The organism is Lactobacillus melliventris (assembly GCF_042679465.1).
In the GTDB taxonomy this organism is placed as follows: domain Bacteria; phylum Bacillota; class Bacilli; order Lactobacillales; family Lactobacillaceae; genus Lactobacillus; species Lactobacillus melliventris.
In genome coordinates this window covers 212,127-227,014 of record NZ_JBHTMT010000004.1, presented here as the reverse complement: position 1 = coordinate 227,014, position 14,888 = coordinate 212,127, and the positions used below count along the sequence as shown (strand labels likewise).

Below are 14,888 nucleotides of genomic sequence, written 5' to 3'. Positions count from 1 at the left end.
TGTTTGTTGACAACACCAACATTAGCCGCCTTAACGTAGGCACCACCGGTTAAAGGATAGTAGCTTTTACCATTAATAGAAGTAGTTTTGGCACTACCGTTTACAGTGGTGCCCATACGCAATGTTCCTTTACCGTTATAATAAGTACGCTTGCCCTGAGCCGTATAAACATAAGAATTATGATTTAACGTAAGAGTATCAGTCTTAGCAGCTAATACTTCTGTATTGCTTGGCATTACTGCGGGTAGCATAGGACTAATAGCAAGAATGCTTGCTATAGAACCATAAACAAACTTTTTATTTAATTTCATGTAATCACCTCAAAAATTGATTAAATATCTACTAATCATTATAGAGCAGTATAGCTGTCTTCGGTTAGGCTTTCAAAGAGATTAATACTAATTAATGAATTGAAAATAAGCTAAAGCTATTTAAATTGGAAAGCAGATAAAAAATTAACTTCCCAAGAATAGTGAAGTTAATCAAGATAGAATTTTAATTTAACTGTAGTGCCTCATGACTTTCTAGATAATTTTGTCATAAAATTAGTCCCAAAAGTTATCCAACTTTTGGGGCTTAGTACAATATCATGCTATTGTAGGAATTCTAATTATTACACTGTTTTACTTTTTAAACCTTTTCCTTATTTTTGGATTTCACTTCAAAAAAATACATAACAAACGTCCAAATAATTGAACTAATTACACACCCAGCAATATTTCTCATTGTAAAAGTATTTTTGGGATCCATTAACCACCCTATAAAGATTATTAATATCAGAAAAGAAAAGAATTCCCAAATAAGTTTATAAATACTTTTTTTTATTTTTATCACCTCTTAATAATTGTATCATATATATATCATTTTAATATATACCTGGTCATAAATTTTATATGACTGGTAATGTTAATCAGATAAACGTAGTTGATGGCTATGTCAAGACAAAAGATGTCAAGTTTATTTATTGCATCAAATTGAAGCAAGACAACATAAAAGTAAAGGCATATATAAATTAAGTGAAAATTTATCAAATGATGAAATCATATTTAGGGTTTTTTAGTCATTTTCAAGCAGTAGTAACTCTAAGAATAAAAAAGACTGTCCCAATCATACTTTAGCAGGTTAGAGACAGTCTTCTATTTCTTAATCAACTTACCGCTTATCAAGCGGCTAATTATTTTTAAAAGAGCTACAAAACTTCTTTTTCTTTATTAAATTTGCTAAACATAGTAGGACAATATAATGGGTATTTCACAAGGTTTAGCACCTATCAAAATTAATTAAAACTTGTGTAAACCTAGCGCATGTTGTGCAGCCAAATTCAAGATATTCCATTGCCGATCAAAACTTGGTGAGAAGAAAAAGTCTTGCTCAGCTAAATCTTCTAACGTTAATTTATGACCAATTGCTAAACTTAAAACATTTCCTTGAGCAGTGATGTCATATTTAGACATAACTGCACCCCCCAGAATTTGATGAGTATCCTTATTATAAGTTAAGGAAATATATCCTAACGGATTATCATCTGCAGGAATAAAGTCTGGACGCAAATGATCGATGTAGATGCTAGTTGCACCATTAATGCCGGCAAATTCAGCAGATTTTTGTGGGAGGCCGCTAACTACCGCATGTACATCACCAAATTCTAGTAATTGGCCACCAACTAAACCTGGGAATGACCGGCTTGGTTTTTGCTCAAACAAATGTTGTACTAAGTAATTTGCTTCATGGCGAGCAGCGACTGCCGATGGAATCGGCATTCTTTTATTAGCCGGGATTGATAGTGGCCAAATAGCGTCACCCAAAGCATAAACGTCTTTTTGATTAGTCCTCAAATATTCGTCTGTTTCAATATAACCCCGTTGGTTTAAATTAATAGTATCTTTAAGCCAGTCAGTATTAGCAACAATGCCTGCAGCGACGATAACTAAATCAGCTTTAATATCACCATGATCAGTTTGGACTAGGTGATCATTGGTAAAGCCAGTAACTTTTGTATTAAGCTTTAAATCGACACCCTTGTCACGCATTTCTTGTTCAAAAACAGCGGTAAAGTCTTTTGAAAAATAATTAGCCAAAATATGGTTGCTGGCATCAACCAAGGTCATGTTTTTACCAGCTAAAACACCTGCCTCAACGGCAGCAATTCCGTTACCAGCACCCACCACAACGATATTTTTAATTTCATCATTATGAAGAGCTTCATTGATCTTTTTAGCCCAACTATAGCCCCGCATTAAATAAACATAGTCTAAATCTGCCCCTGGAACAGGTAATTGGAGTGGATCAACTCCCGGAGACAAGATTAATTTGTCATAATTAACTTCTTCAGTCTGTCCAGTTTGGGTATTTTTAATTGTAACTTGCTTATTCGCCGGATTTAAGGCAACTGCTTGCGAATTATTGACAATTTTACCACCTAATTTTTCTAAATCAGCAGGTGAAAAATTACGGACATTGTCTTGACCGGTAGTTTTTTCTTCTAAAAAGAGCTTCATTCCGCAAGACATAAATGAAACAAAGTCACTTGCTTCATAAATAGTGACATCAAGATCTTGATATCTGTCTAATAACTCGATAGCTGCTTCATGACCTGGATGAGAAGCACCAATGATGACTACTTTTTGATTCATTGAAAAAATCCCCTTTTTATCAATATCTGAAAGCGCTTGTAGCACTTTCGTTGTATTCTATCGTAACACAAGAAATGCGTTAGTTATACAAAGATGCACTAGTATAGCTAATTCGTTTATATATTAAAACTCATAAAACAACAAAAAAATTATGACCGTATAAATTGACTTTGCAAATTTCACTAAATATCAAATTTGCTGATAATTTATGAATAAAATACGGCCAAGTAAATTATTTAAAAAGAACCTAAGAAGTAGAAGTGATACTCAAATAGTAGTACAAATAGAGTATCATTTGAGAAAGAGAAGCATTCATTTAAGCATGGGAGATCAAAATGAAATTGCAACTTTTGCTATTGCTTTAAAATCGAAAAGAAAAGGCAAAAACAGTTCTTGGTCAAATACTGTTCGTTTTGCCTTATTTTCTAACAATCTGGTTTTAGTTAGCAGATTGTGAAAATTGGTGTAGCCAAATGCAGTGCGCTCACTTTATTTAATTTTGCGATTGAAGCCTTCTAAGTATCCGTTGGAATTAGTCCGATACTATCTCTTTGATTACCAGTGGTGCATGAATTTCTTTAGCAGTCATTAGAAAAAGCATGTCACTTTATGGTAAAAGTTCGAGACGAAAATTCATTATTACTCCTTTTATGTTAGCTTAAAAAAGGTGACATTCCATTATATTACTGGTATATATCTGTATAGTTAATTTAATGCTATATGATAACAGTGATTTTTGTATATAAAAAATAATAATAAATAATAATAATATATATATTTATATATAAAAATTATACTTTATAACAAATGTTATTTATGCTACACTTTGGTTAGGTAAAATTATATTGCTTAAAGGAGACGAATAATGAATAAACACCATTTTAGGATTAAACTTACAACGTACTTAGCTACTATTGCTATGACTGTGGTAGGTTTAAGTATTATTAAACCGCAAACAATATTTGCATCGGCTTCACCTCCTGCAAATTTAGCAAAAGAAACGAAAATTGCAACAAGAGACATTCAGACAGTTCCATGGGTCACTACTGATGATAGTACTGATACTGATCATATTAGGGAACTGTCACTTAGCTATGATTCGACTAGTAAAACATTAACTATTCCTGGTAGCTCCAAAGCTTTTAATGACCCGCAGCCGCTGGCAGATGCTTTAACTGATGCAGGGCTTGATCCTGCAAATGTTAACCATATTGTTATTCAGGGTCCCTTGGCACTTAGCGGGTCAGTCAGATATCTATTTGGCGGGTCAGCCAGTGAACTATTTAGAGAATTTAATAATATAACTAATATAGACGGCTTGGACAAGCTTGATACTAGTAAAGTTACTGATATGACAAGCATGTTTTCAAAATGTTTTAATTTAAGTGATGTTAATCTAAAAAACTTTAATACTGCCAATGTGACGACAATGTCAAGCATGTTTTATGGTTGCTTTAGGCTTAAAAATATTGATGTCAGTTCCTTTAATACTGAAAATGTTTCGGAATTAAGTGGCATGTTTGAAGAATGCAGAAGTTTAAATGCAATTGATTTAAGCAACTTTAAAACTAGTAAGGTGACCAATATCAGTACCATGTTCCAGAATTGCCGGTCACTAAAAAGCATTAAATTTGGTGAAGGTTTCAAAACTGATAATGTCACTGATATGAACGGGGTGTTTAACAATTGCCTTTCCCTAACAGACCTAGATGTTAGCGGCTTTTCAACTGCTAACGTTAAGACTATGTCATATATGTTTGGGGCCTGCCAAAGCTTAACAAAAATTGATGTTAGCAACTTTAATACTGATAAAGTAACTGTAATGAATAACATGTTTATGGACTGCGAGAATATCACAGAGCTTGATCTCAGTAAATTTAATACCGCGAATGTTTTTAATATGAAAGAGATGTTTCAGTATGATTTTCGGTTGCAAAGGCTTGATATTAGCGGTTTTGATATGAGCAAAATTATATACATTTCCGATATGCTAAATGATTTGCAAAGTTTAAACTTGTTAAAGCTAGGTAAAGATAATATTGTCAAAGGTACTGGATTAAATACTGATGGCACTTGGATCAATGTTGCTGATGGTACACTTAATGAGCCTAAAGGCAAAAATAGGTGGAGTTCGAAAGAGTTAATGGCAAAATATGTTCCAGCTAATGATGCGGATACTTATGTTCGTGAGGGCACACACTTTGATGAGCCTAAGCCACCAGTCAATCCGCCAACGCCTACTCCGACGCCAACACCACCAAGTCATTCATCTGGTACTATAGAGCCGATTGCAGGAGCTGAGGTCAGAGTCCATTATGAAGATAAAAATGGCCTTAAACTAACACCTGATAAAATCTTGAATGGTAATGTTGGTGATGGCTATGTTACCCAAGAACTGAAATTTGCTGGTTATTTATTAAAGGCAAGACCTTATAATTCGACAGGCTTCTTCAGCTACCAGCCTCAGACTGTAACTTATACTTACCTTAAAGGGATTGAAAGAATGGTAATGCATAATTCGTATCTCTATGATATTAACGGTAAGCGGGTAACGGGCAAACTTATGCAAGGCCAGATGATTACTACCTATGATACCGAAACCATAAACGGTCAGAAGTATTATCTTTTAGATAATAATACGTTTGTGAAGGCCACTAATATTACAGGCCAAAAGCGTAAGTTAAAGCATAATGCACTCATCTATAATCAAAAAGCAAAGAAAATAAGACATGCCAGTCTGAAGCGCGGACGCAAAGTTAGAACATATGGTGGTGCAGTAAAGCGGAAAGGTCGTTATTACTACATCATCGGACTGAACCGGTACGTGAAGAAGGCTAACTTTTAGAATTTTTGGTTAAGCAGTTCAGTAATACAGCATAAATATGTTTATAACTGCTGAGCAAAAGCGGTCAAGAAAAAATTCACAATTTAAATGCATCTAATAGTAAAAATCAGCTATTAGGTGCATTATTTTGTATTATGCTATTTAAATTAGTCCAGAAAATTGTAAAAAGGTCCCGAAAGTTACTTAACTTCCAGGACTTATTGTTTCTAGCTATAAATTTAATTCTGCTTTCAAGGCTTTAGTTAGTACAGCTGAAAAATTTAAATGGTTCTCTTTGCCCAGTTTTACGGATTTAGCCCAGTTAGAACCCTTTACACTTCGAAGGAGAAGAGTGGAATTGAATGGCACAACCGCTTCATTCTTAAGGTCAGAATCAAGGCTTTTAACCTTTAACGAAATTATGACATTAGTTCCATAAAATTGTATCAGTATTATCAGGTTAATTCGTTTGCCTAGTTTTGACCAATGTAGGAGTTAAGTAACGTTACCACAATTTGATTTGACTATAGTCAAAAAGGTAGTCAATGTATACAATTTGGTTTAATATAATAATTAGCTTTAAATTAAATAAATGATAAAGCGGTATTTAGGTATAATGAAAATTTTTTGATTTCTTACGGCAGTACAGTATTTCTGTATCCCGTTGGAGCTTATTATGTTATCCATAGAGAACTATACAATATCAATTTTCCTAAAAAAGATTTTTTATAAGTTAAAATCAGAATTGACTAAAAATGGATAAATTAGAAATATACAGAAACCAAATTCTGAATGATTTGACTAGTATAAAAAAAGGTATGAATCTGCCTATCACCATATAAAATTATCTAGTCAAGATTTGGTTACTAATAAAAAACATTAGTTTGTCTAAATAAATTAAACAGAAAAAATCTTATTTAACTACAATTAGTTGGAAGTATCAGTTTATAGTTTTATTATCTATATCTGATTTTTTGGTATAGGCACAAAATGAATAAAAAATATGATGTATTAATAATTGAAGCCGGACCAGCTGTTCTTTACACAAGTATAATTTTTAAAAAAGGTACGCCAATGAAAGTCTCTAATGAATTAATAAAAGTTGTTATTGCAGAGGCACAAGAAATTGGCGGTCTAACCCAATACGCATTCATTCAAATTCTATATAGTGAAGCGTTGGTTATACGTTAAATTTTTGTAGAATTATTATATTAAAAAAATAGTTGATATATATAATTGGCATAGTGTGCTAATTGTAGGAAATAATAAAGATTCTATAAATAAATTTGCTAAGGACCTCTATATATCTGAATATCTGAGGAATTTTAGAATGTTACTGCATATTTAATTGATAAATTATATATAGTACTATTTTTTCTTGCAGAACTTAGGTATTTTACATAAAAAGGCTTTATCCAAACAAGTTTTTTGGGGAAACTAGAATTCTTGGGTTATTTGCTGTGAGTAGTGTAACTAAGCCGATTTTTGGCATACCTGCAGCAATATATTCAGCTCAGGTTACAGGTTTCTATGTAGGTCATCTATTGGAAATGATGATCCTAGCGGTAGATTTCCTTTTTCCAGCGAGAAGAGAAGTTTCCAACATAAGGTAAAAAAGCAATAGAGAGGTATAAATTATTTGATTTAGGTATAAATATTATGACAATAGGTGAAGCTTTAAAAAAAGAGCAAGAGGAACTTGGCTTAACAGAAACAGAAATGGTTGAAAATATTATAACTACCAGTGCCTATTCTCGTATCGTCAATAATAAAAGGAGAATAAGTAGTGATCTTTTGCTCGAAATATTATTGATGCATGACATTAATTTAGAGAATTTCTTGTTTAAAATCAAAGACACATATTCATGTGAAAAGATTCGACTCGAACAAAATTTATCACAAAAGATGACAGTCGCTATAAACACTCACAATAAAAATGAGGTGAAAGTGTGCTATAAGCAGATCATAAAAAGTAACGTTAGCAGCAATCTTAAGCTCCGTGCGGAAATTGCAATGGCTTATATAAACGACTCTATAAATGAATTGGATGAAAGTTTTAAGAAAGTAGTAATTAACAATTTAACTGAAACCGAAAATTGGTTTTTTAACATTAATACTTTGAGTTTATTTAGTACTGCTATCATAATTTTACCTGAAGATTTTGTGGAAATGATGATGAATTCTTTTTTTCAAAAAGTTCAAAGGTTAGATGCGATATCAGACCCGATGAATGAACGTTTTGCTGACATTTGTAATAATTATTTACATTGGAGATATAGGAATAACAAAAGATTCAATAAAGAAAACAATGTCGAGAATGCAATAGAATTTCTTGATAATTTAAAGAATAGTCCTAGATTTATCATTTACAGAATATCGGCTAGATATTATTCTGCTCTATTTTCCAATAAGCTAAATAAGGCAAAAAAAATAAAAGATGAACTACTTGATATCAAGCGCATACTGGCAGCTAAAAATTGGCCTGGTTAAATCCACCTATATAAATGCCCTGCAAAAACAGGTTAAGAAGGCATTGCGGATTGGTGGTCACCCAGGTTACTTGCCAACGTTTCTAGGTGATGAGCAGTTATTTATTAAGTTTAAAAGGTTATAAAAGTGGTGTTAAAAAAGAAATATTTAAATGTGTATAAGTTATTAGGCGGTCGAATAGCAACCAATGTTGCGGACAGCCTGTTTTACATGGCGATTCTCTGGTATTTCAAAGAAACCAGTCATTCGCCCGCAATGGTTGCCTTGCTTTTTTCAATTGAGGCGGGGATAGACATAGTATCGTTTGGCTTCGGTCCTTTGATCGATAGTTTTTCAATCAAAAAACTGCTGGCCTTTTCAACCATATTGCAGACACTAATTAGTCTAGTTGTAGTATTCATTTTAAAAGTCGCAAAGAGCAACATCACAATTGATGTTCTCCTGCTTTTATTGTTCAGCGCGTCAACAATTCTGTCTTCAATTATTTATCCCACAGAATATAAGCTGCTGCCCGTTCTGGTTGAGAAGAAGGATCTGCTGCATTTTAACGGCCTTTTTCAGGTAAGCTACAAGATATTGGATTTAGTGCTGGACGGCATAACCACCTTTATCATTGCTACTACTTCCATTAGCATGACCATTGTTTTATCAGCAATCATTTTCGGCTTGGCTCTGTTTGTCTACGCTAAAATCCAGGTAAACGTGCTTGCAAAAGATCTTTTGCAAAACGAAGAATACTTTTCTGGCTCTTATCTCAAGGATTTACGGGTGGGTTGGACCACCTTAAAAGAGGAAAAGAATATCCTGAAATTGATTCTGCCCCTGTGTGTGGTCAACTTCTTTTTTGGCATTTATGATATTGGGCTGCCTTATTTCGCGCAAAGCTATATCCATGACTCCGCGATTGGCTATGGAGGATTGCTGATGGCTTCTTCCGCAGGTAGCATTATCGGTGCCTTTTTGGTGCAACGCTTTAAGCTGGGCCAGAAGAAAATGGAAATTTTTATTGCAGCCTGCTTTTTAGGCACGGGCATTTTTAGGATATTGGTACCGTTAGTCGTGCGGTTCAATATCTACCTTGCCCTATTTAACGCGGGTGTATCGTCTTTATGGGGCACGATGATGAACACCGTTTTTGAAGTCTTGGTTCAGACAAGCTTCTCAGCCGCGGTTTTGGGTAGAATAGACACCATTAACGACAGCATACTTTCGCTAATGATTCCGTTAGGTACATTTGCGGGGAGCTGGATTGTGCAAACATTTGGCTCAATGAGTACACAGTACGTTTATGGGTTTGCGTTATTGTTCAGTGCGCTTTATTACTTTAGTGTAACGCAGTATAAAAAGAGACAAAAATAAGTGGGTGGCTGGTAATAGCCAAAATGCCGTGCAAGCAGGGTATTCATGTACGATACTAAACAGGCAAAAATAGGACTTAACACCTAAACATAGTGAGACTTTTCATTAAATCTTGATAATTTATTTTGGGGTCTTCGTCATATAGTAAACCTTCCATGTTTCTTATTATACGTATAAATTTAACGGAGTAAGTTTAAAATTAAGTATCTTCCTATATATTAAGATATTTCCTTAATTAAATTCATCATTTTTTATCTTCAATAATTATAAAAAGGGGTACATGATTAGTAATAGTTATTATATTAGTTGTCTTTTACTATTGTCTCGTTTTGCGCTTTTGTTCCCAAAATAAAAGCAATGGCAAAAGATAATAATTTTAAAAAAGAGAGGTTAAAATATGAATAAAAAACTTGTTCATTATTTAGCAGCTGGTTTTTTAGGACTGACTGCCGTTCTGACATTTAATCAGCAAGTCCATACTGTTCAGGCAAAGATTCCCAGCACCATAAGAACTGTTATGTATACGTCACAAGCATACGATGAGGATGGACGGAAGGTTGAAGCTAAGTATCCAGCTTTTCATCAGGTCAAAGTTGAAAAAAAGCCATTAATCCTAACTTTCAAGCCCTATGCTCCATACTATAAAATTAGCGGGAAAAAACAATATATCAAAGCTAATAATATCGATGGTGTTAAACGCAAGGTCAAACGTAACTCTTATGTTTATGCTACCAGTTCACGCAGGGCTGACTACCGCCTAATTCGGAAAGGAACCTCAATTACAACTTATGGTGGTACCATCAAGTTTAAGAATGGTTTGCGCTATTACCGCATTGGTGGTCCTGCAAAACAATATGTGAGAGCCGGCAACTTGGGCAAAATCACTGCTTCAAACACCGAAGAAACTATCGCAACAGTGACAAAAGACGGTGGTACTCCAATTTATGAGATCAATAATGGTCTCAAAACTACTAAAAAGGCTAAAAAAGGTACTACTTTTGTAGTCGACCGAGCTCAAGAAGAAGGATATGCCGACGATATAACCAATATGGCTATCCCAAATGCAGTTATTTATCGTATTAAAGGGACGAATAATTGGCTCAATTGCCTAGACGTTAAAGTTCAAAAAGAACTTCCGCATCATTTTTATAACTCTGAGCATTATTCTTATATTAGATTTTATCAAGATACAGACGTCTATAATGCCGATGGCACCAAGAAAGATATTAATGGACAAAGAATTAGGAAACAAGGCGGTAATATAAAGGTAGATAAATTGCTTTATATTTGGGTGCCAGCCGAAAATAAAGCCGAACTGTTTTATCATATGAAGGGTCATTGGTTTTATGCCACTAATAAGCCAGACGGAAGTGGTGGTAGTGAAGTAGATTTTGGCGATAGCTATGTCAAAGCGAGTGATGTTAGATTTATTGACGGCGTAAAACTAAACCCGATCAACACAGCTGAAGAAGCAAGTCAAGCTGCCAAGCAAAAAACTGCCAAATAAATCATTTTAAGAAAATTAAATAATTTAAATGCACCTAATAGTAAAAGCCAGCTATTGGATGCATTTTTATTAAGATATTTGCCTAATTTAATTCACCATTTTTTAACTTCATTAATCGTTAAGAAAAGCACAGAATGAAATTATATAATTTCTTGTTTTGATTGCAGAAATTAGAGAATCAAAAATAAAGATAGCATTTTTTGAAGAAGAGAGGTTAAAACATATGAATAAAAAAATTACTCATTATTTAGCAGCTGGTTTTTTAGGACTTACTGCAATTTGGACATTTAATCATCAAGCCCATACTGTTCAGGCAAAGATTCCGAGCACCATAAGAACTGTCATGTATACATCACAAGCATACGATGAGGATGGACAAAAGGCAGATGCTAAGTATCCAGCTTTTCGCCGGATTGAAGTTGATAAAAAACCTGTTATCTTAGATTTTGAGCCATACGCACCATATTATAGAATTAGCGGTAAAAAACAATTTATCAAAGCTAATAACATTGACGGTGTTAAACGTGCAGTTAAGCATAATTCCTATGTTTACGCTACCAGCTCACGCAGGGCTAACTACCGCTTAATTCGAAAGGGAGCTTCTATTACAACTTATGGCGGTACTGTGAAGTTTAAGAACGGTCTGCGCTATTACCGCATTGGTGGTCCCGCAAAGCAATATGTAAGAGCCAGCAACTTGGGCAAAATCACCGCTTCAAACACCGAAGAAACGATCGCAACAGTAACAAGAGATGGTGGTGCTCCAATTTATGAGATCAATAATGGTCTTAAAACTACTAAAAAGGCAAAAAAAGGCACTACCTTCGTAGTCGATCGTGCTGAAGAACAAGGATACGCTGAAGAAATTAGCCAATTAGCTATACCAAATGCAGTTATTTATCGTATTAAAGGGACGAATAATTGGCTCTATTGCTTAGACGTTAAAGTTAAGAAAGATCTGCCTTCTCATTACTATGATTATGAGCACTATTCTTATATTAGATTTTATCAAGATATAGATGTCTATAATGCCGATGGCACCAAGCAAGATCACAAAGGACAAAGAATTAGGAAACAAGGCGGAAATTTAAAGGTAGATAAATTGCTTTACATTTGGGTGCCAGCTGAAAATAAAGCCGAACTGTTTTACCATTTAAAAGGTCATAAGTTTTATGCCACTGACCTTCCAGGTGGTGGAGGACCAGATTCAATTGATGTTGGTGACGGCTATGTAAAAGCAAGTGATGTCAAATTTATTGCTGGTGTTAAATTAAGCCCAATTAATACAGCAGAAGAAGTACAGCAAAACGCCAAGCAAAAAACTGTCAAATAAATCATTTTAAGAAAATTAAATAAATAATTTAAATGCACCTAATAGTAAAAATCAGCTATTAGGTGCATTTTTGTATTTATTATAAAAAGGTACCGAAATTGAGAAAATTTTGGGACCTTTGTCAAATTAAGATTACACTTTTCAGAAATAACTATTTCCAAACGTTCATTAGGGGAATAATACGCATAGCAGGCCAGCTTCCATAGAAACAAGACCTGAACCACTTCTCGGGTTATCTATAAGTTCCACTAAAGCCGTAAAGAGCAAAACCAAACCTACGCAAGTCGAAAATATCTGCCTATTCCTATAGACTTTTTCAGAGTATTTTTTAGGTTTATCGGCTGGATCTTTTCCAAAAAGAACATTTGCAAAATCCAAGAGAGCAAGAATTAAAAATATGACTATGACATAAAATTTGTGTTTTAAAACAAAAATTGCAAAGAGGCCTAGCAGAATTTGTATAAAACCAGATATTATATGTTTAGTTTTATAAGATAAGTTTTTTAAAACCATAACATTATGACGCTTTCTCTATTATCAAATAATCTTGTATATAACTTGATATCAAAGATGGTATTTATATTATATTTGGATATATTAAACCCTGATAATTAAAAAAGCAACAGGATTTTTAATTATTTCATAATTAATGAGGACTGCGTTTAACGCCATTTTTGTATATTCTTTTTTCATTTATTTTCATTTTATTAACAATGTCTTCGCCCAGGTCACTGTCCAGCATTTCTGCAATGCCTAATAGGAATATCCCTACATCGGCTAATTCCTCATTGATATTTTTCTTATTATTCTTGCGCCAGGCTTCAAATAACTCATTAGCTTCTCCATGTAATCGCAATAATTCAAATTCAATATCTGTGGTATTGAAACCGTGTTTTTTCTTATTTTCCATGACTGCTTTTTGCAGTTTCTTAGTGTCTATGATCAATTTTGACTCCTGAATAATGATTTTATTCTATTTTATATTTAATTTGCGTAATGGAAGTAATAAATATCAAATTAGGTTAAAATTTTACGATCTTAATACTCTGGAATTGCTTTACTTATTCTGTTAGGTTTATTTTATATTTTTAGTGATTATCGTTCAGCAAAATAAACGATAGAGTTATTATGAGGTGAAAATATGTTGTGGATTATGATTTTACTTCTTATCTTATTTGCGGGAATGGAATATACAGGAAGAGAACAACTGCAAGCTCTTAACAAGATTTTTGCTGGGGCAGCAATTGCAATTATTGTTATACCCCCAGTTGTATCTTACTTGCTATTTAAGAATTTTACTGCTTTAAACAGTATCACCATTATTCTTGGAGTAGTTCAGGTATGTATACTAGTAGCAATATATTTTATATTCAGAAAAATTGCTTTGAACGATTAGTTATTAAAAGCATAAAATAATTTGTAATAAGAATTTTAACGTTAAAGTGCTTCTATTAATAGATTAGTAATCTAATTATAAAAAGCATTTTTTCTATGATAAAAATAAAGCTATTTAACTTTGATAAAAAATCAAAATAAGAGTTTTGAATACATGTATAGTAATAATATGCTATTATAAAAGTGACAAAATAATAATCCAAATTTAAGAACAGGTGATAGCCATGATTCAGTGCAATAAAAAAATTAATTTACTACACAAATTAAGGAATATGTCTTTTTCGAGTTTACCTTGTAGCAAGATTAAAGAAATTAATGACATTGACTTAACAAAATTTAATGCAATTGGCTATATGGGGAGGAATTCTTCTTATTTATATTCCACTCATAATGGCGAAATATTATGCACGAAATCCAGTAAAAGTCAAACTGCATCTCATGTAAAGCAAGTATTTGAAGATATTCAAGACTTTTCTACCAAAGCAGATTGTAAACTTCTTATTGTTGTTGAAGAGGATTACGTCTTAAAAGATATGCAAAAAGCAGACTTTGAAAATCAAAATACGATTCTCAATAGAATGAAAGAAAATGGCTGCAAAATTATTGGGGCAGCAGAATATCACAGCAGGTTTGGTTTTAAAGTTCCTAATAATACCCCGCCTTTAAATGAACAAGAAAAAAGAATTGTTTATTACTTATATGATAGGAAATGTGTTTATTGTGGCAAGTGTCTCTGTTTTACTGATAGTCAAATAGATCATATTGTTCCTAAAAAAGAGGGCGGCAATGATTATTATAAAAACTGGGCATTAGTTTGTGAGCCTTGCAACGAAAAAAAGTCTAATAGGATTTTTGGCGATCCTGAGGAATGTATCGGGGAGAAAGGAAAAAACTACATAAGAAGGTTAAGTGAGTGTTACCACTTTTATAAAGCAAAAATAGATAATGACGAAAGATATATCTTAGTTAGAGAACAAAAAAATTTTGGCTTTAGAAAATACTTTACCATGTATAAAAAAGTAGATAATAAATATTTAAATATGGATAATAAAAACGGTGGGTATCAGTTCATTATAAATACAGTTAACAAAGATAATCTTGAGAAAATAAAAGAAAATGGGAACGAAATATCTGGAAAAGAAATAGAAAACGCGCTGGATCCTAAGGGAACGGATATGTGTGGAACATCTAAGATAGATAATTGGCTGAGTTAAATTTGAAATTAATAAAATTTAAAGGAAATTTTTCTACTAATTAGTATAGCTTATCAATATATAGTTAAGGACTGGTTATCATTATGCAAATGATAGCCAGTCATTTTTATATGTTGCTTTTTTAATAAAATGA

At 33.1% G+C, this 14,888-nt stretch carries 12 protein-coding genes and 1 pseudogene; 8 read left to right on the top strand and 5 right to left on the bottom strand.

Annotation, left to right across the window (positions count from 1 at the left end):
• The 3 genes and pseudogenes from ACFQ32_RS06245 to ACFQ32_RS06235 all read right to left on the bottom strand — a co-directional run.
• The coding region (locus tag ACFQ32_RS06245; protein ID WP_379907114.1) for an SLAP domain-containing protein at positions 1 to 311 on the bottom strand (311 nt) is incomplete at its 3' end.
• 969 nt (positions 312 to 1,280) lie between these two features.
• Positions 1,281 to 2,633, bottom strand: a complete 1,353-nt coding sequence (locus tag ACFQ32_RS06240; RefSeq protein ID WP_046325589.1) for an FAD-dependent oxidoreductase — start codon at positions 2,631 to 2,633, stop codon at positions 1,281 to 1,283.
• A gap of 330 nt (positions 2,634 to 2,963) precedes the next feature.
• Positions 2,964 to 3,164 (bottom strand): annotated as a pseudogene (locus ACFQ32_RS06235) (transposase); the annotation flags it as partial.
• A gap of 334 nt (positions 3,165 to 3,498) precedes the next feature.
• Here ACFQ32_RS06235 and ACFQ32_RS06230 point away from each other — a divergent pair.
• The 6 genes from ACFQ32_RS06230 to ACFQ32_RS06205 all read left to right on the top strand — a co-directional run bounded on the left by ACFQ32_RS06230 (position 3,499) and on the right by ACFQ32_RS06205 (position 12,146).
• Complete coding sequence (locus ACFQ32_RS06230; RefSeq protein WP_052724669.1) at positions 3,499 to 5,478, top strand: BspA family leucine-rich repeat surface protein; 1,980 nt, start codon at positions 3,499 to 3,501, stop codon at positions 5,476 to 5,478.
• Between the two features lie 969 nt (positions 5,479 to 6,447).
• A complete protein-coding gene (locus tag ACFQ32_RS06225; RefSeq protein ID WP_046325588.1) occupies positions 6,448 to 6,648 on the top strand; it encodes a hypothetical protein in 201 nt (66 codons plus the stop codon).
• Between the two features lie 468 nt (positions 6,649 to 7,116).
• A complete protein-coding gene (locus tag ACFQ32_RS06220; RefSeq protein WP_046325587.1) occupies positions 7,117 to 7,947 on the top strand; it encodes a helix-turn-helix domain-containing protein in 831 nt (276 codons plus the stop codon).
• Between the two features lie 129 nt (positions 7,948 to 8,076).
• Positions 8,077 to 9,306 carry an MFS transporter gene (locus ACFQ32_RS06215; RefSeq protein WP_046325769.1) on the top strand — a complete coding sequence of 410 codons (1,230 nt, stop codon included), beginning with the start codon at positions 8,077 to 8,079 and terminating at the stop codon, positions 9,304 to 9,306.
• 397 nt (positions 9,307 to 9,703) lie between these two features.
• Complete coding sequence (locus tag ACFQ32_RS06210) at positions 9,704 to 10,813, top strand: SLAP domain-containing protein (protein WP_046325586.1); 1,110 nt, start codon at positions 9,704 to 9,706, stop codon at positions 10,811 to 10,813.
• Positions 10,814 to 11,036: 223 nt separating this feature from the next.
• Positions 11,037 to 12,146: an SLAP domain-containing protein gene (locus ACFQ32_RS06205; RefSeq protein WP_046325583.1), complete on the top strand. Its 1,110-nt coding sequence runs from the start codon at positions 11,037 to 11,039 to the stop codon at positions 12,144 to 12,146.
• Positions 12,147 to 12,314: 168 nt separating this feature from the next.
• Here ACFQ32_RS06205 and ACFQ32_RS06200 read toward each other — a convergent pair whose 3' ends face one another.
• Both ACFQ32_RS06200 and ACFQ32_RS06195 read right to left on the bottom strand, forming a co-directional pair.
• Complete coding sequence (locus ACFQ32_RS06200) at positions 12,315 to 12,659, bottom strand: hypothetical protein (RefSeq protein ID WP_046325582.1); 345 nt, start codon at positions 12,657 to 12,659, stop codon at positions 12,315 to 12,317.
• 133 nt (positions 12,660 to 12,792) lie between these two features.
• On the bottom strand, positions 12,793 to 13,092 hold the full coding sequence (locus tag ACFQ32_RS06195; RefSeq protein WP_046325581.1) for a MazG nucleotide pyrophosphohydrolase domain-containing protein: 300 nt from the start codon (positions 13,090 to 13,092) through the stop codon (positions 12,793 to 12,795).
• 195 nt (positions 13,093 to 13,287) lie between these two features.
• Here ACFQ32_RS06195 and ACFQ32_RS06190 point away from each other — a divergent pair, with 195 nt between their 5' ends.
• Positions 13,288 to 13,542 carry a hypothetical protein gene (locus ACFQ32_RS06190; protein WP_046325580.1) on the top strand — a complete coding sequence of 85 codons (255 nt, stop codon included), beginning with the start codon at positions 13,288 to 13,290 and terminating at the stop codon, positions 13,540 to 13,542.
• A 223-nt stretch (positions 13,543 to 13,765) separates the two neighbouring features.
• On the top strand, positions 13,766 to 14,755 hold the full coding sequence (locus ACFQ32_RS06185) for an HNH endonuclease (RefSeq protein ID WP_046325579.1): 990 nt from the start codon (positions 13,766 to 13,768) through the stop codon (positions 14,753 to 14,755).
• The last annotated feature ends 133 nt before the right edge of the window (positions 14,756 to 14,888 follow it).